At 67.1% G+C, this 21487-nt stretch carries 19 protein-coding genes, 1 tRNA gene and 2 pseudogenes; 9 read left to right on the forward strand and 13 right to left on the reverse strand.

Features of this window, described 5'->3' with window-relative positions; genetic code table 11:
• Positions 1-581 (forward strand): annotated as a pseudogene (locus tag A5658_RS27740) (arabinofuranosyltransferase); the annotation flags it as partial.
• A 38-nt stretch (positions 582-619) separates the two neighbouring features.
• On the opposite strand, the pseudogene A5658_RS22465 reads toward A5658_RS27740, so the two are convergent.
• The 3 genes and pseudogenes from A5658_RS22465 to A5658_RS22475 form a co-directional block, all read right to left on the reverse strand.
• Positions 620-1876 (reverse strand): annotated as a pseudogene (locus A5658_RS22465) (arabinofuranosyltransferase); the annotation flags it as partial.
• Positions 1877-2659, reverse strand: a complete 783-nt coding sequence (locus A5658_RS22470; protein ID WP_067340332.1) for a decaprenylphospho-beta-D-erythro-pentofuranosid-2-ulose 2-reductase — start codon at positions 2657-2659, stop codon at positions 1877-1879.
• On the reverse strand, positions 2660-4057 hold the full coding sequence (locus A5658_RS22475) for an FAD-binding oxidoreductase (protein WP_067340334.1): 1398 nt from the start codon (positions 4055-4057) through the stop codon (positions 2660-2662).
• A gap of 149 nt (positions 4058-4206) precedes the next feature.
• Between A5658_RS22475 and A5658_RS22480 the strand changes: the two genes are divergently transcribed.
• Positions 4207-4395 carry a DUF3592 domain-containing protein gene (locus A5658_RS22480; protein WP_067340336.1) on the forward strand — a complete coding sequence of 63 codons (189 nt, stop codon included), beginning with the start codon at positions 4207-4209 and terminating at the stop codon, positions 4393-4395.
• 3 nt (positions 4396-4398) lie between these two features.
• On the opposite strand, the gene A5658_RS22485 is transcribed toward A5658_RS22480, so the two are convergent.
• A complete protein-coding gene (locus A5658_RS22485) occupies positions 4399-4809 on the reverse strand; it encodes a GtrA family protein (protein ID WP_067340339.1) in 411 nt (136 codons plus the stop codon).
• A 479-nt stretch (positions 4810-5288) separates the two neighbouring features.
• On the opposite strand from A5658_RS22485, the gene A5658_RS29225 reads away from it, so the two are divergent.
• The gene (locus A5658_RS29225; RefSeq protein WP_156751606.1) at positions 5289-8570 is read left to right on the forward strand and encodes a PGRS repeat-containing protein; all 3282 of its coding nucleotides are present in this window, start codon (positions 5289-5291) and stop codon (positions 8568-8570) included.
• An 85-nt stretch (positions 8571-8655) separates the two neighbouring features.
• Here A5658_RS29225 and A5658_RS22495 read toward each other — a convergent pair whose 3' ends face one another.
• The 5 genes from A5658_RS22495 to A5658_RS22515 are packed head-to-tail and all read right to left on the reverse strand — an operon-like array spanning position 8656 to position 13695.
• Positions 8656-9486 carry an ABC transporter permease gene (locus A5658_RS22495; protein ID WP_067340341.1) on the reverse strand — a complete coding sequence of 277 codons (831 nt, stop codon included), beginning with the start codon at positions 9484-9486 and terminating at the stop codon, positions 8656-8658.
• On the reverse strand, positions 9473-10396 hold the full coding sequence (locus A5658_RS22500; RefSeq protein ID WP_067340344.1) for a glycosyltransferase: 924 nt from the start codon (positions 10394-10396) through the stop codon (positions 9473-9475). The genes A5658_RS22495 and A5658_RS22500 overlap by 14 nt, the downstream gene beginning before the upstream one ends.
• Positions 10393-11190 carry an ABC transporter ATP-binding protein gene (locus A5658_RS22505; RefSeq protein WP_067340346.1) on the reverse strand — a complete coding sequence of 266 codons (798 nt, stop codon included), beginning with the start codon at positions 11188-11190 and terminating at the stop codon, positions 10393-10395. Before A5658_RS22505 ends, A5658_RS22500 begins: the two co-directional genes overlap by 4 nt.
• A gap of 7 nt (positions 11191-11197) precedes the next feature.
• Positions 11198-11656 carry a bacterial proteasome activator family protein gene (locus A5658_RS22510; protein ID WP_067340365.1) on the reverse strand — a complete coding sequence of 153 codons (459 nt, stop codon included), beginning with the start codon at positions 11654-11656 and terminating at the stop codon, positions 11198-11200.
• Between the two features lie 47 nt (positions 11657-11703).
• Positions 11704-13695, reverse strand: coding sequence for a DUF6541 family protein (locus A5658_RS22515; protein ID WP_067340348.1), 1992 nt, complete (start codon positions 13693-13695; stop codon positions 11704-11706).
• A gap of 109 nt (positions 13696-13804) precedes the next feature.
• Between A5658_RS22515 and A5658_RS22520 the strand changes: the two genes are divergently transcribed.
• Positions 13805-15001, forward strand: coding sequence for a cysteine desulfurase-like protein (locus A5658_RS22520; protein ID WP_067340351.1), 1197 nt, complete (start codon positions 13805-13807; stop codon positions 14999-15001).
• Here the strand turns inward: A5658_RS22520 and A5658_RS22525 are convergent, their stop codons facing one another.
• Complete coding sequence (locus A5658_RS22525) at positions 15002-15979, reverse strand: NAD(P)H-quinone oxidoreductase (protein ID WP_197503189.1); 978 nt, start codon at positions 15977-15979, stop codon at positions 15002-15004. It abuts the gene before it with no gap.
• 56 nt (positions 15980-16035) lie between these two features.
• Here A5658_RS22525 and A5658_RS22530 point away from each other — a divergent pair, with 56 nt between their 5' ends.
• The 4 genes from A5658_RS22530 to A5658_RS22545 all read left to right on the forward strand — a co-directional run bounded on the left by A5658_RS22530 (position 16036) and on the right by A5658_RS22545 (position 17978).
• Positions 16036-16521: a MarR family winged helix-turn-helix transcriptional regulator gene (locus tag A5658_RS22530; protein WP_067340355.1), complete on the forward strand. Its 486-nt coding sequence runs from the start codon at positions 16036-16038 to the stop codon at positions 16519-16521.
• 22 nt (positions 16522-16543) lie between these two features.
• Positions 16544-16633, forward strand: a tRNA-Ser gene (locus A5658_RS22535).
• Between the two features lie 152 nt (positions 16634-16785).
• Positions 16786-17262: a tyrosine-protein phosphatase gene (locus A5658_RS22540; protein WP_197503190.1), complete on the forward strand. Its 477-nt coding sequence runs from the start codon at positions 16786-16788 to the stop codon at positions 17260-17262.
• A gap of 17 nt (positions 17263-17279) precedes the next feature.
• Entirely contained in the window at positions 17280-17978 is a 699-nt protein-coding gene (locus tag A5658_RS22545) for a hypothetical protein (RefSeq protein WP_156751607.1), read from the forward strand.
• Between the two features lie 20 nt (positions 17979-17998).
• Here the strand turns inward: A5658_RS22545 and A5658_RS22550 are convergent, their stop codons facing one another.
• From A5658_RS22550 to lipE, 3 genes are all read right to left on the reverse strand, one after another.
• The gene (locus A5658_RS22550; RefSeq protein WP_067340360.1) at positions 17999-18871 is read right to left on the reverse strand and encodes a cyclopropane mycolic acid synthase family methyltransferase; all 873 of its coding nucleotides are present in this window, start codon (positions 18869-18871) and stop codon (positions 17999-18001) included.
• Between the two features lie 134 nt (positions 18872-19005).
• On the reverse strand, positions 19006-19389 hold the full coding sequence (locus tag A5658_RS22555; RefSeq protein WP_067340362.1) for a hypothetical protein: 384 nt from the start codon (positions 19387-19389) through the stop codon (positions 19006-19008).
• Between the two features lie 20 nt (positions 19390-19409).
• On the reverse strand, positions 19410-20654 hold the full coding sequence (gene lipE, locus A5658_RS22560; RefSeq protein ID WP_067340369.1) for a lipase LipE: 1245 nt from the start codon (positions 20652-20654) through the stop codon (positions 19410-19412).
• Between the two features lie 114 nt (positions 20655-20768).
• On the opposite strand from lipE, the gene A5658_RS22565 reads away from it, so the two are divergent.
• Positions 20769-21487: DUF222 domain-containing protein (locus A5658_RS22565; protein WP_156751608.1), on the forward strand; the 719-nt coding region annotated here is incomplete at its 3' end.

A 21487-nucleotide genomic window follows, 5' to 3' on the forward strand; every position in this document is an offset into this window, starting at 1 on the left:
CCGGTCGCCTGGGTGATCGCGGCGTCGATCTGCCCGTAGAACTTCTCCGAGCTGGACGGACGACGGTCGCCGCGCTGACATTCCCGATGCTGACGTTCACCCTGATCGGCGCGCTGTGTCTGCTCGGCACGCTGTGGATGGTGGTGCGCGCACACAATTCGGTGCGGGCGGGCGCGCTGACGATCGCGGTGCTGGCCATCTACCTGTGGTCGCTGCTGTCGATGCTGGCCACGCTGGCCCGCACCACGCTGCTGTCGTTCCGGCTGCAGCCCACGCTGACGGTGCTGCTCACCACCGCCGGCGTCTTCGGGTTCGTGGAGTTGACGGTCTGGGCCACCGCGCTGGCGAAACAAGATGGCCGTGACAGCGCCTGGGGCCGCGCCGTGCCGCCGGTGGCCACTGCGATCGGGCTGGCCGCGGCGATCGCGTTCAGCCAGGACATCCCCGACGTGCTGCGGCCCGACCTGACCATCGCCTACACCGACACCGACGGCCACGGCCAGCGCGGCGACCGTCGTCCGTCCAGCTCGGAGAAGTTCTACGGGCAGATCGACGCCGCGATCACCCAGGCGCTGTCACGGCCATCTTGTTTCGCCAGCGCGGTGGCCCAGACCGTCAACTCCACGAACCCGAAGACGCCGGCGGTGGTGAGCAGCACCGTCAGCGTGGGCTGCAGCCGGAACGACAGCAGCGTGGTGCGGGCCAGCGTGGCCAGCATCGACAGCAGCGACCACAGGTAGATGGCCAGCACCGCGATCGTCAGCGCGCCCGCCCGCACCGAATTGTGTGCGCGCACCACCATCCACAGCGTGCCGAGCAGACACAGCGCGCCGATCAGGGTGAACGTCAGCATCGGGAATGTCAGCGCGGCGCCGTCGGCCGGTAGGTAGTGGAAGGCGCTGCCGCTGTTGCTGACCGGATCGTGCGCGGCGCGCAGCAGGAACGGCAACCAGGTGATCGACGCGCCGGCCGCCGCGATGGCGGCGATGACGACGAGTCGGATCAGCGGATCCAACGCGGCTTTGAGGCCGTCGCGCCGTCGCGCCGCCGCCAGCGTCAGTGCCATCAGCAGCATCGTGAACGCGCAGTAGGCCGGCAGCAGCGTGTAGCAGGTCGCGGCGGCGCCGAGGAACAGTCCGGCGCCGATCACCGCGGCCCAGCCACCCGAACGCGTGGCGCCCCGTAGCCCCGACCACGCCAGGATCAGCACCGGCGGAAGCAGCATCGTGATCATCGCCGAGTACGGCTCCGGTGAGCCGTAGGCCAGCGTCACCGCGGCGGTAGCGGCTGTGACGATCAGTGTGTACTCGAAGCGAATCATCCTCGACCACAACACCATTGCGAGTGCGATCGCGATCGTTATCGACGTGATCGCCCAGGGCTTGAACATCTCCCAGCCGGACGTGCCGGTGAGCGCCGCGACCCGGCCGCCGACCCAGAACCACCCCGGCGGGTAGAACGGCGGCAGGCCGGCGTAGGTCATGTCGTGCAGGGTTGGACTGTCGGTGAGCCGCGTCAGGTATTCGGTGCGGAACTGCTGGTCGACGGAGATCCCGAACAGGTAGAGCTTGGTGGCGCCCAGCGGCATGCCGAGCGTCACCACCGAGAACGCGGACACGAACACCAACGCCAGCAGCTGAGCCAGCCCGCGGCCCCTCCCGCGATGTACCCCGTCGCGCCGCCACAGCCAACCGGCGCACAGCAATCCGAGGATGCAGCCGACCTGACCGACGGTGGTGAGCGCGTGCAGTTGATTCGACGACGGGAAGGCCGGCCACTGCACCCGCGCGATCGCGGTCAGCGATACCACCGAGACCGCCGCGGCGACCGCGACCGCGATCACCATGTGGCCGACGGTGGCCAGCGCGTTGCGCATCTAGAGGGGCAACTTGCGGAAGATCGGCCGCGGAATGTGCCGCAACACCGTCATCAGGTAGCGGACGGGCCCCGGCGCCCAGACGAGTTCCTTGCCCTTGGCCGCCGAGGTCACCGCGAGCTCCGCGACGAACTCCTTGTCGACGGTGAACGGTGCCTCCTTGGCGCCGGTGGCTTTCCAGTGCTCGAGCGTGGTCGTGGTGCGAACCTGACCGGGGCGGATCACCAGAACGCGAACACCGTACTCGCGCAATGCTTCTCCGAGACCGAGGTAGAAGCCGTCCAGGCCGGCCTTGGTGGAGCCGTAGACGAAGTTCGATCGGCGGACCCGCTCGCCGGCGACCGAACTCATCGCGATGATGCGGCCGAAGCCCTGCGCGCGCATCTTCTCGCCCAGCAGCACGCCGACGGAAACCGCTGCGGTGTAATTGATCTGGGCGATCTGGACGGCCTTACGCTGGTCCTGCCAGAGCTCCTCGGCGTTGCCGAGCAAACCGAACGCGACGATCGCCACGTCGATATCGCCGCCTGCGAATGCCGCGTCGATCACCTTGGGGTGGTTGGCGGTATCGACGCCGTCGAAGTCGATCCACTCGACCGATTTCGCGCCGGCCGCCTTCATCTGCGCGATGGCCTTGTCCTTAGCCGGATGATCGGGTAGGTCGGCGAGCACGATGCGGGCGTGGGCGTTGCGCAGGTAGCGCTCGCATATCGCCAGCCCGATCTCGGATGTACCGCCCAGCAGCAGGATCGCCTGTGGGTTTCCTACGGCGTCAAGCACCATCTACAGCAGCTCCAAACGTCGGGCCATGTCGGAGACGAAGACTCCGGTCGGATCTACCTTGCGGCGCACCGCGATCCATTCGTCGATGCGGGGATACATGGCGTGGAAGTTGTCGGCGGTGGTGCGTGAGTCCTTGGCCGTGTAGACGCGGCCGCCGAATTTCATGACACGGGAGTCGAGTTCGTTGAGGAATTCGTTGACGCCCGGCTTGTTGGGGAAGTCCATCGCGACGTTCCAGCCGGCCATCGGGAAGCTCAGCGGCGCGCGGTTGCCAGGGCCGAACAGCTTGAAGACGTTGAGGAACGAGTAGTGGCCCTGGGTCTGAATCCACCGGATGATGTCCTTGAATTCCTCCATGGCATTCGGCGGCACGAGGAACTGGTGCTGAGCGAAACCCCTTGGGCCGTAGGCATATTGCCATCCGGTCGTCAGGTCCAGCATGTGGTAGAACTGCGTGAGGTTGACGATCTTGTCCTGATAGTTCCCGCTCATCCGGTAGAACGCCTCGCCGACCATGCTCATACTCAGCTTGTTCATCACGCTGACCGGGAAGAGATTGGGCACCGCGGGTAACTGAGGCGCGGTGAACTGCAGCGGATTCTTGGCAAGCTTGGGCGGCAGCTGGTCTAGCTTGGCGAGGCTGCCGCGGCTGACGGCGGCCCGGCCGAGCTTCGGCGGCGCGCTGATCAAGTCGAACCACGCGCTGGAATAGGTGTAGTTGTCCTCGGTGCCGTCCAAGTGCACCGCGACGGTCTCGTCCAGGCTGTGCGTCGCGATGCCGTCGGCGATGAAGTACGCGGTTTCCGTTGGCGTCATCTCGATGACGGCCCGCAGCACGATGCCGGTCAGCCCGTTGCCGCCGACGGTCGCCCAGAACAGCTCGGACTCGTCGCCCTCAGGAGTCAGGTGGCGGATCTGGCCGTCGGCCGTCAGCAGCTCCATCGACACCACGTGGTTGCCGAAGCTGCCCGCGCTGTGGTGGTTCTTGCCGTGGATGTCGCAGGCGATCGCGCCGCCGACGGTGACCTGCCGGGTGCCGGGCAGCACCGGAACCCATAACCCGAACGGCAGCGCGGCCTTCATCAACTGGTCGAGGCTGACACCGGCGTCGACCTCGGCCAGCCGGGTGTCGGACTCGATCGAGTGGATCTTGTTCAGCGGCGTCATGTCGATCACCAGGCCGCCGCCGTTTTGGGCGTTGTCGCCGTAGGAGCGGCCCAGCCCGCGGGCGATCACGCCCCTGCTCTTCGACGGCCCCGCACCGGCGTTCGCGACCTGGCCGACCGCCTTGGCGATCAGCTCGGTATCCGGGGTCGACAACACCTCCGCCACCGACGGTGCGGTGCGGCCAAAACCCGTCAGAGAGGTTTTGGTGGTGGGAATGTCGCTGCTCAACATCGTCAGAAAGGGTACCCGCCCGTCCGGTGACGATGCGGGATGCGTGCATCCCGAGAAGGAGGCGGACCATCAGCCGAGCGCTGCGCCGCCGCCCTACACTCACGCTGTGGCGGTGTGGGGCAATCGCCGCCGGGTGCGGTTATGTGCGCATGGCGGGGCAGATGCGCAGCGTGGCCGAGGCCGAGCTCGCCGCGGTTCCCGACACCGTCACGGTGTTCTACGACCCCAATGACCCCGGGCAGGCCTACCTGCACATCCACACGCCGCGGCTCGGCTACGCGTTGCTGGTGGGCGGCGCGGTCGGGGTGGTCGCCGCGCTCGTCGCGCTGCTGCGCTAGGAGCTACCGCAGCCGGAAGATCACCGACCGCTGCACGACGAAGTTGATCACCGTCGCAGTGCCCTGCGCGATCACGAACGCGGCCGGTACCCGCCACGGCTCGTGGGCGAACTTCAGATAGAAGAGGTAGTTGATGCCGACCTGCACGCAGTAGGTGAGCCCGTAAAGCACGCACACCGCGATGAAGCGGGCCCGGCTGGGCGGCGCCTGGAACGTCCAACGGCGGTTGATCAGGTAGGCCGTCGTGGTGCCGGCGATGAAGCTGATCGACTTGGCGACGTTCACTTGCAGGCCCAGGTGCAGCAGTAACACGTACAGCCCGAAGTCGACGATCGCCGACAGTCCTCCGGTGACGATGAATCGCCACGCCTGCGTCTTCAGCGGCAACGGGGTGCTCGCTGCGATCTCGGCCATCGGCGGGAAGTCTACGGGTGGTCAGCGCCGGAATCCTCATGTCCCGCGCGTCGGACCAGCGGACGGTGCGGCCTACGCGGCAGTCAGGTTCCTAAATGGTTATTACTGACAACGGGAATTAAGTTCCGATAATCGGAATAAATGGGTCCAATATTTGGAATAGGACACAAGGTTTACTAAGAGAAACTCGGAGAAACTCAGCCGAGACTAAGCCGAACGTACGACGTTATTAAACGCAAGTACAAAAGGGTGATAAATAGGTGAAATACAAAGAGCGCACCTGTAATCGCAGCTAGACCAGCTACATGTGACTCGATCGGCAGCTTGAATCGGCGACTCACGAACGGTTAAAAATTCTTCGGAAAAATCGCCCAAATTTCCGGACACCGGATGACTTAAGGGTTACCTTAAGCACGACTGAGAGCGCAGTCGGCAGCCATCGGTCTCACGTAAAACTCTTTCAAGGGGGACATTCCGTCATGTCGTCAGGTAAGCACAGCAAGCGCAACCGTCAAGCAGAGAAGGCCAAGGCGCGCCGTCGCGTGCGGGCCGCAGGATTAGGAGCAGGGGCGGGGGCGTTTCTGGCGCTCGGACTGGGACCGCTGGCAGGGGCACCTGCGGCGAAGGCTGACATTTTGACCGACTGGGTCGACATGATCATCGATCCGGCGGTCAACGGGATGGCAGGGACGGTGAACCCGGCGGAATTCTTCGACCCGTCGGTGCTTTCTGGTGCGTTGACCGAACTGTTCACCCCCAACGGGTGGGAGGCGCTGTTCGGCGACCTGTCCTCGGTTTCCAGCGTCGGCTTCGCGCTGCCCGAGTCGGCTGCGGCAACCACCGACCTCGGATCGACGACGGCCTCGGCGACGGATCCCCTGAGCGCCTTCTGGCAGGGCCTCGAGCAGAGCTGGATCAACAGCTCGTTCGGTTCTCAGTTCGACACCACACTCAACGCCTGGGCCGCGCAGGCCAACCCCGCGGCGTTTTCCGCCGCTGATTCCTGCGGTCTGATCTGTAACGGCGCTGACGGCACCGCCCTCAGCCCCGACGGTCAAGACGGCGGCTTGTGGTTCGGTAACGGCGGTGACGGCTTCACCTTCACCTCGGGTACCGGACCTATCGACGGCGGCGACGGCGGAAGCGCGTTCCTGTTCGGCAACGGTGGTGCCGGCGGTGACGGCTTCGCGGGCGGTGACGGCGGTATCGGCGGCGACGGCGGCCTGTACTACGGCTTCGGCGGCGCGGGTGGTGACGGTGGGGCGGCTACCGCCACCGCGGCCGCAGGTGCGGGCGGCGCCGGTGGCGACGCCGGGACCTACGCCTGGTTCGCTGCCGGCGGCGCGGGCGGCCAGGGCGGAACTGGTTTGACCGGCACCGACGGCGCAGACGGTAACCCAACTGGTAACGCTCTACTGGGGGCACTCAACGGCCAGACAGGCGGCGACGGTGGAGAGGGCGGCGTTGGCGGCAACGGCGGTACGGGCGGTCTGTTCGGCGCTGGTGGTGCCGGCGGGGCTGGTGGCACCGGCGGCGAGGGCGGTACCGGTGGCGACGGCGTAGTAGGCACTGGTCCAAACGCTGGCGAGCTCGGCTACGGCGGGGCGGGCGGTACCGGCGGTACCGGCGGCGAGGCCGGTGACGGCGGTAAGGCCGGATTGTTCGGCACCATTAGCGGTACGCCTGGAAACTTCGGCAACGGCGGTGCCGGGGGCGAGGGCGGTGACGGCGCTGCAAGCGGCACCGGTGCTGTTGCCGGAGCCGGTGGCGACGGTGGTGCGGGCGGAATCGGCACCGTGAACGATGCCGGCCTAGGCGGCGGTGGTGGTGGTGGCGGCGGCTACGCCTACGTCACTTCTGACAGCGGCGGCACGGTCAGCGGCACGAGCACGGCGGTCGGCGGCGAAGGCGGTGTCGGCGGCGCCGGTAGCACCACCTCCACCGGCGGGGCGGGCGGCACCGGCGGCTACGGCGGTATCAACGCTTCCGCCGGCGGTGTGGTCAATAACGCGACGGCCACCGGTGGCGCCGGCGGTGCGGGCGGTACCAACGGCGGCACGGGTGGCTCGGGTGGCTACGGCTACATCGGCGCGACCGGGGCGGGCAGCTCCGCGACCGGCTCGGCCACCGGCGGCGCCGGCGGTGCGGGCATCGATGGTGGTCAGGGTGGTGCAGGTGGATACGCCCAAATTCTGGGCGGGTTCTACGGCTCCAACAGCGGAGAAGTCGCCAGCGGCACGGCTCTCGGCGGGGCCGGCGGTACCGGCACCGGCGATGGGGCCACCGGCGGCACCGGTGGTGGCGCCACGATCGAAGCCATCTATGACAACAGCACCGCTAGTGGCACGGCCACGGGCGGGGACGGTGGAAGCGCCACCGGCGATGGCAGCGTCGGCGGTGACGGCGGCCGGGCCATCGTCGACGGCGGCTACGGCCTGGCGGGTCATCCGGAGACCGGCCACGCCACCGGGAGCGCCACCGGCGGCGACGGCGGTGCGGCCTTCGACGGCCACACCGGCGGTGACGGCGGGCAGGGCTCTGTCGTCGGGCAGTCCTTCGGCACGGCCACCAACGGCACTGCACTCGGTGGTGCCGGCGGCGACAGTGGCACCGGAGCTGACGGTGGCAACGGCGGCAACGGCGGCGACGGCAAGGTCTGGGGAGTGGACCACGGCGTAGCGACTGGCGGCCATGCCACTGGCGGGGCCGGTGGTGACGGCGGCAGCAACGGCGGCACAGGCGGCAACGGCGGCAACGGCTTGGTTGAGGCCAGCGGTGTCAACAGCACCGCTACTGGCACTGGCGTCGGTGGGGCCGGTGGTAACGGCACCGATGGCGGTACGGGTGGTGACGGCGGTAAGGGCGTCGTCTGGGGCGGCTACGGCGACACCCCGAGCGGCGTAGCCAATGGCAGCGCCACCGGTGGTGCCGGCGGTGCCGGTACCGGTTCCGACGGCCAGGGCGGCGCGGGTGGTAACGCCTACGTCGTTGCTGCGAGCGGGGCGGGGCACCCCACTGCCTCTGCTAGCGGCACCGCCACCGGCGGAGTAGGTGGCGCCGGCAATGACGGCATCGGCGGCCACGGCGGCACCGGCGAGGTCAACGCCGGCGTCGGCTACCAATACAGCGGCGGCTCCGTCGTCAATAGTGTTGGCACTGGCGGGGCTGGCGGAGCCGGCTTCGATGGCGCGACTGGCGGCGCCGGCGGTACCGGCGGTGTCTTCGGCGAGTACGGCACTGTCGCCAGCAACAGCACCGCCATCGGCGGCGCGGGCGGCGCCAGTGGCACCGGCATTAACGCCGGCGATGGCGGCAAGGGTGGCCTCGGCTACGTGCTGTCCAACGCTACGGTCACCAACGGCACCGCGACCGGCGGCGCCGGTGGGGTTGGCGGAGCCGGTGGGGCCGGCAACGGCGGAGATGGCGGTGATGGCGGCAACGGCTACGTGCAATTCGGCACGAACGTCAGCGGAACCGGCGGTGCAGGCGGGAATGGCGGAGCTGGTGGCACGGTTGTCGGCGCCAACGGCGGTGACGGCGGCAATGGCGGGGTCGGCAATAACCTCGGCACCACTCCAACCGCTACCGGCGGCCACGGCGGGAATGGCGGTGCCGGCAGCACCACCGGGACCGGCGACGGCGGCACCGGCGGCAACGGTGGCGACGGCACCAACGCCGCCGGCGGTAACGGCACCGACGGCCTGCCTGGCGTCGGCGACGTTGACGGCGCGGATGGCACGGACGGCGCCAACGCCCCGTAAAACCAGGGGGAGTCGGGTCGGGGGAAACAGACTGCGGCCCAGGGGAAACCCTGGGTCGCAGTTTGCTTTTCGAAGCCGCTGGGCGTCAGACCCAGTAGGCCACCCGAGCGCGGTACTGACGCATCGCAAGGGCCGCCACCAGCCAGCCCAGCACGGTCAGCCCGATCACGACCTCCCAGTGCCGCAGCTCCTGGTGGGCGCCCAGTAGCGGCGCCCGCACCAGATCCAGGTAATGCAGCAGCGGGTTGAGCTCGACGATCTTCGACCATTGCCCGGCGCCCTGCGCTCGCAGTGTGTCGTCGTTCCAGATGATCGGCGTCATGAAGAACAGCAGCTGCACGACGGAGAACAGCAGCGGCCCGATGTCGCGGAAGCGGGTCGCGAGGATGCCGAAGCACAGTGACACCCAGACGCAGTTCAGCACGATCAGCCCCAGCGCGGGAATCACCGCCAGGTCGGCCCACGACCACGGCTTGGGATAGATAATCGCGATGATCACATAGATCACGATGTTGTGCCCGAACAGGATCATCTGCCGCCACACCAGCCGGTAGACGTGCACGCTCAGCGGCGTCGGCAGCTGCTTGATCAACCCCTCGTTGGCGACGAACACCTCGGCGCCTTCCAAAATCGACGCGTTGATCAGGTTCCAGATGATCAGCCCAAGCGTGACGTAGGGCAGGTGCACCGCGAGCTGCAGATGGAACAGCTTGGAATACAGGCCGCCCATCGCGACAGCCGTGGTCCCGGTGGCGATGGTGATCCAGAACGGGCCGAGCACCGACCGGCGATAGCGCTGCTTGATGTCCTGCCAGCCGAGGTGCAGCCACAGTTCGCGGCGGCGATAACCGTCGACCAGGTCGCCCCAGGCGCGGGTCATCGTCTTCGACTGTGCCGCAACGTCAACGATCGTCATTAGCGGGCCTTTCGAACTGTTCCCGTCGGCCCAGCCGGCGCAGCCGCAGCCACTCCAGCAGACCTTTGGGGTCGCGACGGGAGATCAGGAAGAACCAGCCGAACCGAAGCCATTCCTGCACAAGGAGTTTCCGCAGACCCGGCTGTGCCATCAGGTAGCCGCGGTTGCGATAGGTGAAGTATCGCTTGGTGGCGTCGTCGGGATACTGCGTGTGCATCCGACCGCCGAGGATCGGCTTGAACTCGGCCGAGCCGCAGGGGTGCAGGTAGGCCGTGTCGAGGCAGGTCCCGAACGCCAGCCCGGAGCGGACCAGCCGACGGTGCATCTCGACCTCGTCGCCGCGGACGAACAGCCTCAGGTCGGGCACCCCGATCGCTTCGAACGCCGACGCCCGAAACAGCGCGCCGTTGAACAGCGACGCGATGCCCGGCAGCAGGTCTTGGCCGGCCTCGGTGCGCAATTCGCTGACCAGTCGACGCCAGGCCAGGCCCCGGCGCAACGGGAACGCCAGCTTCGTGGGCTCGTCGGCGTTGCACACCATCGGCGACACCTCGGCGAGGCGGTGCTTCTCGGCGCAGGCCAGCAGCGTGGCCAGCACCTCGCCGTCGCGCGGGTGGCCGTCGTCGTCGGCCAGCCACACCCAGTCGGCGCCGAGCGCCAGCGCGTGCAGGATGCCGAGCGCGAAACCCCCTGCGCCACCGAGGTTTCGGCGCGATGGCAGGTAGGTCGTCGGAATGGGTTGTCCCGCAACCAGATCGCGAACCACGCCGTCGGCGTCGTCGGAAAAATCATTGTCGACAACGATCAGCTGATCCAGCGGCCGACTCTGGCTGCTCAGCACGTCCAGCGATTTGGCCAGCAGGTCGGCGCGCCGGTGAGTCACCACGACGGCGCACACCATGGAGTTCATACGCTGTCGCGCTCCGTCTCCGCGAGGACTTCGCGAACGTGGCGGGCGGCGTCTTCGCCCTCGTAGGCCCGCACCACGTCTTCGATGCTGCCGGTCTGCTTGATGACGCCGTGGTCGATCCACATCGCGGTCTTGCACAGCCGGGCCAGGAATTCGTTGGAATGGCTTGCGAACACCAGGATTCCGGACCGCTCGACCAGCTGCTGCAACCGTGTCTGCGCCTTCTTCAGGAAGTCGGCGTCGACGGCGCCGATGCCCTCGTCGAGCAGCAGGATCTCGGGGTCGATGCTGGTGACCACGCCCATCGCCAACCGAACCCGCATGCCGGTGGAGTAGGTCCGCAGCGGCATCGACAGGTAGTCGCCGAGTTCGGTGAAGTCCGCGATCTCGTCGACCTTGGCCAGCATCTGCTTGCGGGTCTGCCCGAGGAACAGGCCGCGGATGAGGATGTTCTCGTAGCCGGAGATCTCGGGGTCCATCCCGACACCGAGGTCGAACACCGGCGCCACTCGCCCGCGCACGGTGGCCGAGCCGCGAGTCGGCTCGTAGATGCCCGAAAGTAGGCGCAGCAGAGTCGATTTCCCGGCGCCGTTATGACCGACCAGCCCGACCCGGTCGCCGAGTTCCAGCGACATCGTGATATCCCGCAGCGCCTCGATGACCACCACGTTGGACGCGTTACGCCCGATCGATCCGCCCAGGACGGTCTTCTTCAGCGAGCGCGACTTGGCGTCGAAGATCGGGAACTCGACCCACGCGTCGCGGGTTTCGATGTGCGGACCAGTCGGTGTCACCGGTTGCCTACAGGTATTGCCCGGTGCCCGAGCCGGGTCGACCGTGCCCCGCGCTACCGGGCGGCAGGCCGCGCTGCTCGCGCATCTGCTCGAGCTGCGCGCGAGCCGCCATCTGCTGGGCGAACAACGCGGTTTGGATGCCGTGGAACAGCCCCTCCAGCCAGCCGACCAGCTGGGCCTGTGCAATACGCAGTTCGCCGTCGGACGGGACGCTGCCCTCGGTGAACGGGAGCGTCAGCCGGTCGAGCTCCTCGCGCAGCTCCGGCGCCAACCCCTCCTCGAGTTCTCGGATGCTGGTGGCGTGGATCTCGCGCAGCCGGCTTCGGCTGGCCTCGTCGAGGGGAGCCGCACGCACCTCCTCGAGGAGTTGCTTGATCATCGTGCCGATCCGCATCACCTTGGCGGGTTGCTCGACCAGGTCGGTGATCGAGCGGTCGTCGTCGTCGGCGTCTTGGGCCGCCGCCATCAGGCGGGGATCGACGCCGCCGATGACCTCGATGTCGTCGTCGTTACTCAATGTTTGTCACCTCTGGGAGTTGTCGGGACGCTCGGAGGACCCTGCCATTCGTAGATCCAGGCTTCACCGTTGTCGTAAATCTTTGTCCACCACTTCGAATGGTCTACCGACACTAGCCCGTCGGGCACCTTGAACCCGCGAACCGTCGGCGCGCTGGTCAGGATGTAGCGGATGTTGAGCGCCCGGACTGCTTCGGGCACCAGCGCGCGCTTGTCCTCGGGTACCCCGGGCAGCGCGTCGGCATCGGCGTAAGCCCAGAAGATGTAGCGGTAATAGCCCGGGCCGGTTTGCTGCGGAAAGTCGTAGTGGGTCCACAGCGGGTGCAGGTCCGCGACGGCGTACATCCACGCGGTGCCGTCGACGTTGGAGTTGCCGATCACGGTGCTGCGCGCGCCCGGCAGCGAGGCCAGGTGGGCCATCGCGTCGAGGTCGTTCTGGTTGATCATCACCGAGTCGTACTTGTCGCCGAACAACACCAGGTGCCGATATAAGTAGTGCCGGGCGGTGACGACGGTGGTCAGCGCCAGCAGCGCCACGACGGCCGAAACCCACACGGCGTCAGGCAGGCTGACGAAACGCTTGACGACGGCCACCGCCCCCACCACCAAGGCGAACACCGCGACCGCCGCCATCGGCGTCATCAGCATCGTCACGACCGCCGAAAGCCGTCGCGGGTCGTTGTAGAAGAACTGACTGAACTGCTCGATCGCGGTGCCGAGCGGATTGTGGAACGGCGCGCCCGAGTAGATCGTCGCGACGGTGAGCACCAGCCAGAGCACCGGCGGCCACCAGACCTTCTTGTACAGCAGGATCGCCATCCCGATGCCGCTCAGCGCGATCAGGCCGTATTGCGTCGGGAAATCGTTGAGATGACGGGTGTGCAGCAGCAGCGCGTCGATCACGCCCTGCTTGACGGTCTTGAAGCTGGGGAACGCGTGCCCGGCGATGATGTCGGCCTGCTTGGCCACGCCGTAAAACTGCGGCGCCAGGATCAGCAGCGCCGGCACGGCCGAGGCGGACAGTGTCAGCAAGTCCGCGAGCCGGCCGCGCACCGGATGCCACCACGCATCGGTCAGCCACCAGGACGCCGCGAACAGAATTACCACGAAGCCGCCGGTGAGATGCACCGAGAAGACCCCGACTAAGGCCAGCACGGCCGCCGGGATCCGATCGCGATGGCCCAGCGTCGAGAGCACCAGAACGAACGTCGGGATCGCGACGCCGTAGGCCGCCAGATTCGGCATCGCCGCGGTCCCGAACTCGACGTAGGGCACCGAGGTGAACGACGCCGACAGCGCGGCCGCGGTCGCGGCCACCCCGGCCGCATAGGGCGTGCGGGACCGCAGCAGATGCCAGGTCAGCATCGCGGCGCTGGACGGGAACAGCCAGACCGCCGCCGCCACCGAGCACAGCGTGTAGCCGGTTGTCGGTGCCGCGCCGGTGAGTTGGCAGTACACCGCGGTCAGCGCGTGAAACACCGACGGGTAGTACAGCGGCTGGTGGGTTTCGACGTTGCGCAGCTCGCCCATGTGGGTCGACGACGCCTGGCCGGTGTCGAGCATGAAGCGGACCGTGTTGGCGTGCCAGACGGCGTCCCAGGTGCTGGGGATCGATTGCCAATGCACCAGGCCGCGGTAGGCCGCCCACATGATCAGCAATCCGCCGAGCGCCACCCCGGCCGCCACCGTCAGCGCCTGGCGGCGGTCGATACCCAACGCTTGCGCCGCCGGGTCGCGGTAGCGGGCCAGCAGCGGCTGCATGCCGATCATCACGATGCACACCGCCGCGAACGCGGCGAGTGCAGTCCAACCGTTCCAAGGGATTCCGACGGCGCCGAACGGGATGATCGCCAGTGCCACCACGCCGTAGGTCAGCGCCGGGCCAACGGCGATCGCGATCGGCCACGTTAGCTGGGTGATTCGTCCGACGATGGTCCCCGGGACGATCAGCAAAAACAATGCGATCAGTGTTCCGAAGCACAGCCCCACGCGACTAGTATGGCGGGCCGGGTGACCTGGCTCGGAACGGCGTTGACGTATTCGGGCGCCCGCTACCGTCACGGTTCCGCTTATTGCGCATAGCTCTAAGGTGGCTGCTATGGCATACGACGTCGCCCGAGTGCGCGGGTTGCACCCGTCACTCGGGGACGGTTGGGTGCACTTCGATGCGCCGTCCGGGATGCTCATCCCCGACTCGGTGGCGACCACCGTCTCGACTGCCTTCCGCGGATCCTTCCCCAGCACCGCCGGACCACATCCGTCGGCCAGACGCAGCGCGGCCGTGCTCGACGCGGCCCGGCAGGCGGCCGCCGATCTGGTCAACGCCGACCCCCGCGGGGTGGTGCTGGGCGCCGACCGTGCGGTGTTGCTGGCGTCGCTGGCCGACGCATCGTCGACCCGCGCCGGTCTGGGCTACGAGATGGTCGTCACCCGACTCGACGACGAAGCCAATATCGCGCCGTGGCTGCGGGCAGCAAACCGATTCGGCGCCAAGGTCAAATGGGCCGAGGTCGACATCGAAACCGGCGATCTGCCGTCGTGGCAGTGGGAGGGGCTGATCGGGCAGGCGACTCGCCTGGTCGCGGTGAGTTCGGCGTCGGGAACGCTCGGCACGCTCACTGATCTGCGGCCGGTGACGAAGCTGGTCCACGACGTCGGCGGCTTCGTGGTCGTCGACCACTCCGCGGCCGCGCCCTATCGGTTGATCGACATCGACGAGATCGACGCCGACGTGGTGGCGATCAACGCCGTCAACTGGGGTGGCCCGCCGGTGGGCGCGTTGGTGTTCCGCGATCCGGCGATGATCAACACGTTCACGTCGGTGTCGACCAACCCCTACGCCACCGGGCCCGGCCGCCTCGAGCTCGGCGTGCATCAGTACGGGCTGCTCGGCGGCTTCGTGGCCAGCATCGAATACCTTGCCTCGCTCGACGAGTCGGCCCGTGGGACTCGCCGCGAAAGGCTTTACACCTCACTGCAATCCGCGACGGCCTACATGGACGGGATCTTCGAGTACCTGATGGGCTCGCTGCGCTCACTGTCGCGGGTGGTGGTGATCGCCCGGCCCGAGTCGCGGATCCCGGTGGTCAGCTTCGCGGTGCACGACGTGCCGGCCGAGCGGGTGGTGCAGCGGTTGGCGGACAACGGGGTTCTGGGGATCTCCAACGCCAACTCGCGGGTGCTCGACGTGATCGGCGTCAACGACGTCGGCGGCGCGGTCACCGTCGGCTTGGCGCATTACTCGACGATGGCCGAGGTCGACCAGTTGGTGCGTGCGCTCGCCTCGCTGGGCTAGCTAGAGCGTCAGCACGATCTTTCCGGTCACCTCGCCGGACGACAGCATGCGGTGTGCCTCGCCGGCGTCCTGAATCGGCAAGCGGGCGCCGATGATCGGCCGGACCCGGCCGTTGGCGATCATCGGCCACACCGATTCCCGCACCGCGGCCACGACCTCGCTCTTGCTGCCCGGCCCGTTCGTCGGCCGGGCCCGCAGCGTGGTGCCGATGACGTGGGCCCGTTTGCCCATCAGCTTGCCGATGTTGAGTTCGCCCTTGACGCCGCCCTGCATTCCGATGATGACCAGCCGGCCCTCGGTGGCCAGCGCGTCGATGTTCCGGTCCAGGTACGAGGCGCCCATGATGTCGAAGATCACGTCGGCGCCGCGGCCGTCGGTGGCCTCGTGCACCCGCGCAACGAAGTCCTCGTCGTGATAGTTGATCAAAATCTCGGCTCCGAGTTCACGGCACGTGTCCAGCTTGGCCGCCGACCCCGCGGTGACCGCGACCCGGGCGCCGAGCGCCCAGGCAATCTGGATGGCGTGGCTGCCCACGCCGCTGGCGCCGCCGTGCATCAAGAGCAGCTGGCCCTCGCGCAGATGCGCCGTCATCACCAGGTTCGACCAGACGGTGCACGCCACCTCCGGCACACCCGCGGAATCCACCAGGTCGAGACCGACGGGATGCGGCAGCACCTGGCCGGCCGGCACTGCGACGTACTCGGCGTAGCCACCGCCGGCCAGCAACGCGCAGACTTCTTCGCCCGGGGCCCAATCTTTGACGTTGTCGCCGACCGCTTCGACGACGCCGGAGACTTCCATCCCGAGCAGTTCGCTCGCGCCGGGCGGGGGCGGGTAGAGGCCGGCCGCCTGCAAGAGGTCGGCCCGGTTGACTCCGGCCGCGGTGACCTTGATCAGCACGTCGTCTGGGCCGGCGGTGACGTCGGGCACCTGCTGCCAGCGGAGTTTGTCGGCGGATTCGGCGACGATGCCATGCATGCCGGCCACGCTACTAGCCCCTGTTTCAACGGCGATGTGTCGCATAGCATGACGTGATGGCCGCCCTGATTGCCGGCCGGACAGCCAGCGAGATGCCCGGGCTGGATATCGCTGAGCAGAAGTCGTGGCAGAGCTTCCTGGATTCGACGTTGCGGTTGTACGCGACGCTCAATCGTCGACTCACCGAGGTGCATCAGCTGTCGCTGTTCGACGTCAGGGTCCTCGACATGCTGGATCACGCGCCGACCGGCTGCGCCCGGATGGGTGACTTGGCCGAGGCGTTGGCGTCGCTGCCGAGTCGGCTCACCCGGCAAGTCCGCCGCCTCGAGGCCCAAGGATTCGTGCGCCGCGAGGCCAGCCCGGACGATCGGCGCGGAGTTGTCGCCGCGATCACCGACGACGGCCGGGCGGCGGCGCGGGAGGCGATGACGACGTACGCCGAAGGCATCCGCACGCACTTTCTCGGGCCGCTGTCACGGTCGCAGGTCGTCGCGGTCGGCGAGAATTGCCGCCGGATCAGCGCCGCGCTGAAGAGGGCCTGAACGTCCCGCTACCCTTGTCCGCGGTGGCGTGGCAGAGCGGCCTAATGCACTCGCCTTGAAAGCGAGAGACGGCTAAAACCGTCCGGGGGTTCAAATCCCTCCGCCACCGCCACATCTACTGGAGATGGGTCGCGTTGGAACACACCGTGCCCCGTCAATGGGACTCTTGGTTGCGCCGACTGGTGTGAGGCGCCGGTCAGGTCCAAGGTCTGTCCGTCGAAAAATCATGTGCCGACGCTGATCGGCACCATTACGGTCTGATGTGTGATCGAGCAGTTACCTACCTTTGTGCCCGTCGGAGGGGGCATGTTGGCGTTGACGCACCGGCCGAAGAAGAAGGCCCTTCCGGTGTGGGCGCAGAGTGGAGTCACCCATGTCGTCACTCTTCTGGGTGAAAAGGAAGGGGCGTTGTCGGTCGGCGAGTCCGTGACCGATGCCGGGCTTGACTGGATATGGATTACGCTTGCGGGCGCCGAGCCACCGGAGGGGGACCGGATGGTCGAGGTTCGGTCGGGTCTTGAAAAGGTCGTCGGTGCGCTTGCCGCAGGTGGCCGCGTCGTTATGCATTGCTCGGCCGGTATTCATCGCACGGGCATGATGGGCCACGCGGTGCTGCGGCTCACCGGTCTCGATGAGGTTCAGGCGGTGGCCACACTGCGCCGGCTTCGGCAGGTGACGGCGGATGGAGTCGGCGAACATCGACTCGTGTGGTCGGACACTTTACTTGATCGGCGGCCGTGAACCTTGACGACTTACTGATGCGATCGATCGGATGGGAGGCTACCGGTGACGGCGAGTTCCCATACCGATGTGATGTCGCTGGCGTGCGGTATTCGTTGCGGGTCAACGACTTTCCCGCTGAACCGCTGTACTCGCTGATGGCCGACGGCGTCGTGCTTGCCGACCTCGACGATTGGCCGTCGGCATGGCTGCGACCAGCGATGCCGGCCCGTCTGCGTCGAGTCGCCGATCGCGAGATACGACGTCTCGCGGAGCGGGGCGGTCGCAGAGTCGTGGACTTGGATCGCATCGTCGAGTGGGCCGCGCGGCTATGCACCATCAGCGAGTCGAGCGTAACCGGGGTAGTCGACGCGCTTGGCATACCTGGCTCGGTCGAGCACCGGTCCACCGGATCCGCTGTCGTTGAGCCGCCGCCGCTGGGCACGTTGCGAATATCGATCGGCAAAACTTGGGGTCTGTTCAGTGATCTTGAGGTCCAGTTGGCGGTGAGCACCGCTCGAAAGCATGACCTCGATGCTCGATTCGGGGAGGCGGCTCGTCTACCGTCGGTGCATCCGGATCGCCCCATCCAGTTCGCTTACCGAGTGGCCCGCCCCGACGCCCCACACTCGGTAACGGTGTTCGCCCGCTTCGGGCCTTCGCCGCAATCTGCACTGCTATCGAGTGTGCTCCTACGGCGCGAGACACCTCCACACGGTGGGGTTCCAACGTTGTAGCAACAGGGCCGCCACATCTCCTACTTGACGAGAGTGAACTGTGCGACGTCGGTGATGGTGCGGCGGAAGAAGTCCGCGCAGCCGACCAGGTAGCGCATGAAACGGTCGTAGTTGACCTCGTCGGTGATCGCGATCGCCTCGTCACGCTTGGCTTCGAGATTGACCGCCCACATGTCCAGCGTCCGCGCGTAGTGCGCCCGTAGGCTGTGGACCCGCTCGACGCTGAAACCCGACGCGGTCGCGAACTGGACCACATCGTCTTCCGAGGGCAACTCACCGCCGGGGAAGATCTCCTGGCCGATGAATCGCATCAATTTCAGATCGCTGATCGTGATCGCGACGTTGTTGGCCGCGAAGTAGCCCTGCGGCCGCCCGAGGATCGTGTGCAGCAGCATCCGGCCGTCGGAGGGAAGCGCGCTGTAGGCCATGTCGAAGAACGCGCCATAGCGGGGCTTGGTGAACGCCTCGAACGCGCCGATGCTGACGATCCGGTCGACCTTGTCGGTGAATTCCTCCCAGCCCTGCAGCCGCACCTCGACGGATCGCTCTGTGGGCACCTTCGCCAGCCGGGCGGTGGTCCAGGCGTGCTGATTGCGGCTCAGCGTGATGCCGATGACGTTGACGTCGTAGCGCTGCAGTGCCACCTCAAGCGCACCGCCCCACCCGCAGCCGACGTCGAGCAGCGTCATGCCGGGCTCAAGGTTCAGCTTGCCCAGCGCCAGCTCGAATTTGGCGACCTGCGCCTCGTCGAGGGTCATGTCGTCGCGTTCGTAGTAGGCGCAGGTGTAGCCCATCGTCGGCCCCAGGAACAACGCGTAGAACTCGTCGCTCAGGTCGTAGATCGACTGCGACGTCTCGTAGAACGGTTCCATCGTGGTGTTATCACCAGCCATTGCGAAGCTACCCACCTTTGTCCAGAGTCGGGCAGCGCAAAGCGGGCGCTCGATAGTTGAACGCCAACGATGCTGGTCCCCCGACCTCAGCGAAAGTTGCTCAGTGGATATTAGACCGGCGACGATTAACAGCGTTAATTCTGGTGCATGACCGAATTGGCCAGCGATACCCCGATCCCAGTGGACACTGCGATCAGCACCAGCGACACCGCAGGCCAGACCCACATCAGTCGATGACGGACGGCGGCGACGATGATCCCGACCGCCCCGACCAGGATCGCGACCCCGATCCCGCCCCAAGTCACCACGTATGCCTGGCCGAGCGCGTCGTAGTTACAGGCGCGCGACCCGCACGAATCGGTGGCCATCACAAAGAAGAACGAAAACGACACCGACGCCAGCGCGCCAAAGCCGGCGAGCGCGCCGAGGATCACCGTGAGCGTGATGTCGACGACCGAATGTCGCCGCGGCGGGATCGGCGGTGGATAACCCGGGTAGTACGGGTACTGCGGCTGCACGGCTCAACTATGACGCAGGTTCACGAAACGCGCGGTATCTCCGCGGCAATGCGGTCCATCAGCGCGGTGTAGCGCTTGACTTCCGGGTCTCTGCCCGGCTTGCCGCTGCTCACCACGCCGGCGGCCAGCTGCCGCTCGGGGTCGGTCCAGATCGCGCAGTTGACCAGTCCGAGGTGCCCGAACGCGTGTGGCGCGTTCCGCCCGAACGGGCCGAATCTCTTTGTGCCGAGCTGAAATCCGGTTCCCCAACGGGCGGGCAGCAGACCCGTTGCGACGTCGGGTCTCAAGCGCCGGCACTGCTTCGCCGCGGCTTTTAGGGTCTCGGGGCTCATTACCCGAACTCCGTCGAGTTCGCCTCCGCGACGCCATATTTCGGCGAATCGCGACATCTCGTCTGCATTCGAGATCGTGTTGGACGACGGGACGACGGTCTTGAGGAACAGCGGTGTGTTGGTGATCGGGATGATCTCGTGGGTGGTGCCGCCGATGGCTTTCCGGAAGGCCGCCGCGATCGGGGCGGGAAGCAACGGGTGTCCGGTGGGATGGCTGTGCGCGACCAGCGGGATATCTTGTTCTGCCACACCGAAATTCGTCCACCGGAAGTTCAGGGGGTCGAGGATCTCGGTGGCCAGGATGTCGCGGATGTCCTTGCCGGTGGCCGCGTAGACGATCTCGCGCATCAGCGGACCCCAGGTCAGCGCGTGGTAGATGTGCACCAGGCCGGGTCGGTAGATCGGCCGCAGATTCCCCAGCTGCTCCTGGGCGTACTCGTGGTCGTCCGCCCGCTTCAGGTCCGGCTTCGGTCCGGTGGGGAACGGGACGCCCGCGCTGTGCGTGATCACGTGCCGGATGGTGGTCCGATCTTTCCCGTGGCTGGTGTACGACGGGATGTACTGGCACACCTTGTCGTCGAGTGAAAAATGCCCGCGCTCGACGAGCATGTGTACGACGGTCGCGGTGATCGCTTTGGCCGACGAGTAGACGCAGAACGGTGTATCGGTCTTGACGGGGATCTTCTCAGCGTCGGGTTCGTCGGTGGGGGCGTTGCCCCAGCCGTGTCCGATGGCCCGGTTCAGCACCACCTTCCCGTTGTGACGCAGGCATAGCTGGATCGCGGGATGCATGCCGGCCTGGTACCAGTGCCGGGCGGCCTGCCAGATTCGTTCGACGGCTTGCGGATCGATTCCGGAGTGGTCCTCGTCGCCGATCGCGGTGACGGAGTCGAGGTCGTCGGGGATACGGATTCTGCCCTGTGCGTCGTTCATGCCGCGAGGGTACGTGGCGGCGGTCGGGTGCCTGGTTATCCACAGTTGCGGGTTCATCCACAGATGTGGCTTTGCGGGGTGCGGGGTGTCGGTCTGCCGACCTACGATTCGAACATGCGTTCTAGTAGTCGTGAGGAGATCGTCGAGGTGCTCGACGGTCTTCGCGCGTACGTCAAACGCACGCTGGATCTGACGTTCGATGCGCTGACCACGCCCGAGCGCTTGAACGTGCTGGAAAGCCTGGAGGTGTTTCGCCGCGAGCTGCCCGCGGCCGAGCATGCGCTGATCAACGAGCTGGCCGGCGTGGAGCCCAGCGAGTTGGGCGGCAAGCTGGCCGCAGTCCTGGCGAACCGGCTGCGGATCACCCGCGCCGAAGCGTCGCGGCGGGTGCATGAAGCCGCGGACCTGGGTGAGCGCCGCGCCTTGAACGGTGAGCCGTTGGAGCCGGTGCTGCCCGCCACTGCCGCCGCGCAGCGCAACGGTGACCTCGGCCCAGCTCATGTCGCGGTGATCCGCTCGTTTTGGCAACGGGTACCGGATTTCGTCGACATCGAGACCCGCGTTCGGGCCGAGGCGCAACTCGCCCGGTTGGGTCGCGAGCACCGCCCCGACGAGCTGGCCAGGTTGGCGGACAAGCTGATGGACTGCCTCAACCCCGACGGCGACTTCAGCGACGTCGACCGCGCCAAGCGCCGCGGCCTGACGATTGGCCGCCAAGACATCGCCGGGATGAGCCCGATCAATGGCTGGCTGACGCCCGAGGCCCGCGCCACCCTCGACGCCGTGTTCGCCAAGCTGGCCGCACCGGGTATGTGCAACCCCGACGACGCCGA

The sequence above is a fragment of the Mycobacterium sp. 1245111.1 genome (assembly GCF_001673405.1).
Taxonomy (GTDB): Bacteria; Actinomycetota; Actinomycetes; order Mycobacteriales; family Mycobacteriaceae; genus Mycobacterium.

Excerpts from the sequence above, each read along its gene's own strand:
- A5658_RS22470 (WP_067340332.1), bottom strand. The coding sequence starts at position 2,659 with ATGGTGCTTGACGCCGTAGGAAACCCACAGGCGATCCTGCTGCTGGGC.
- A5658_RS22475 (WP_067340334.1), bottom strand. The coding sequence starts at position 4,057 with ATGTTGAGCAGCGACATTCCCACCACCAAAACCTCTCTGACGGGTTTT.
- A5658_RS22480 (WP_067340336.1), top strand. The coding sequence starts at position 4,207 with ATGGCGGGGCAGATGCGCAGCGTGGCCGAGGCCGAGCTCGCCGCGGTT.
- A5658_RS22485 (WP_067340339.1), bottom strand. The coding sequence starts at position 4,809 with ATGGCCGAGATCGCAGCGAGCACCCCGTTGCCGCTGAAGACGCAGGCG.
- A5658_RS29225 (WP_156751606.1), top strand. The coding sequence starts at position 5,289 with ATGTCGTCAGGTAAGCACAGCAAGCGCAACCGTCAAGCAGAGAAGGCC.
- A5658_RS22495 (WP_067340341.1), bottom strand. The coding sequence starts at position 9,486 with ATGACGATCGTTGACGTTGCGGCACAGTCGAAGACGATGACCCGCGCC.
- A5658_RS22500 (WP_067340344.1), bottom strand. The coding sequence starts at position 10,396 with ATGAACTCCATGGTGTGCGCCGTCGTGGTGACTCACCGGCGCGCCGAC.
- A5658_RS22510 (WP_067340365.1), bottom strand. The coding sequence starts at position 11,656 with ATGGCGGCGGCCCAAGACGCCGACGACGACGACCGCTCGATCACCGAC.
- A5658_RS22520 (WP_067340351.1), top strand. The coding sequence starts at position 13,805 with ATGGCATACGACGTCGCCCGAGTGCGCGGGTTGCACCCGTCACTCGGG.
- A5658_RS22525 (WP_197503189.1), bottom strand. The coding sequence starts at position 15,979 with ATGCATGGCATCGTCGCCGAATCCGCCGACAAACTCCGCTGGCAGCAG.
- A5658_RS22530 (WP_067340355.1), top strand. The coding sequence starts at position 16,036 with ATGGCCGCCCTGATTGCCGGCCGGACAGCCAGCGAGATGCCCGGGCTG.
- A5658_RS22545 (WP_156751607.1), top strand. The coding sequence starts at position 17,280 with ATGCGATCGATCGGATGGGAGGCTACCGGTGACGGCGAGTTCCCATAC.
- A5658_RS22550 (WP_067340360.1), bottom strand. The coding sequence starts at position 18,871 with ATGGCTGGTGATAACACCACGATGGAACCGTTCTACGAGACGTCGCAG.
- lipE (WP_067340369.1), bottom strand. The coding sequence starts at position 20,654 with ATGAACGACGCACAGGGCAGAATCCGTATCCCCGACGACCTCGACTCC.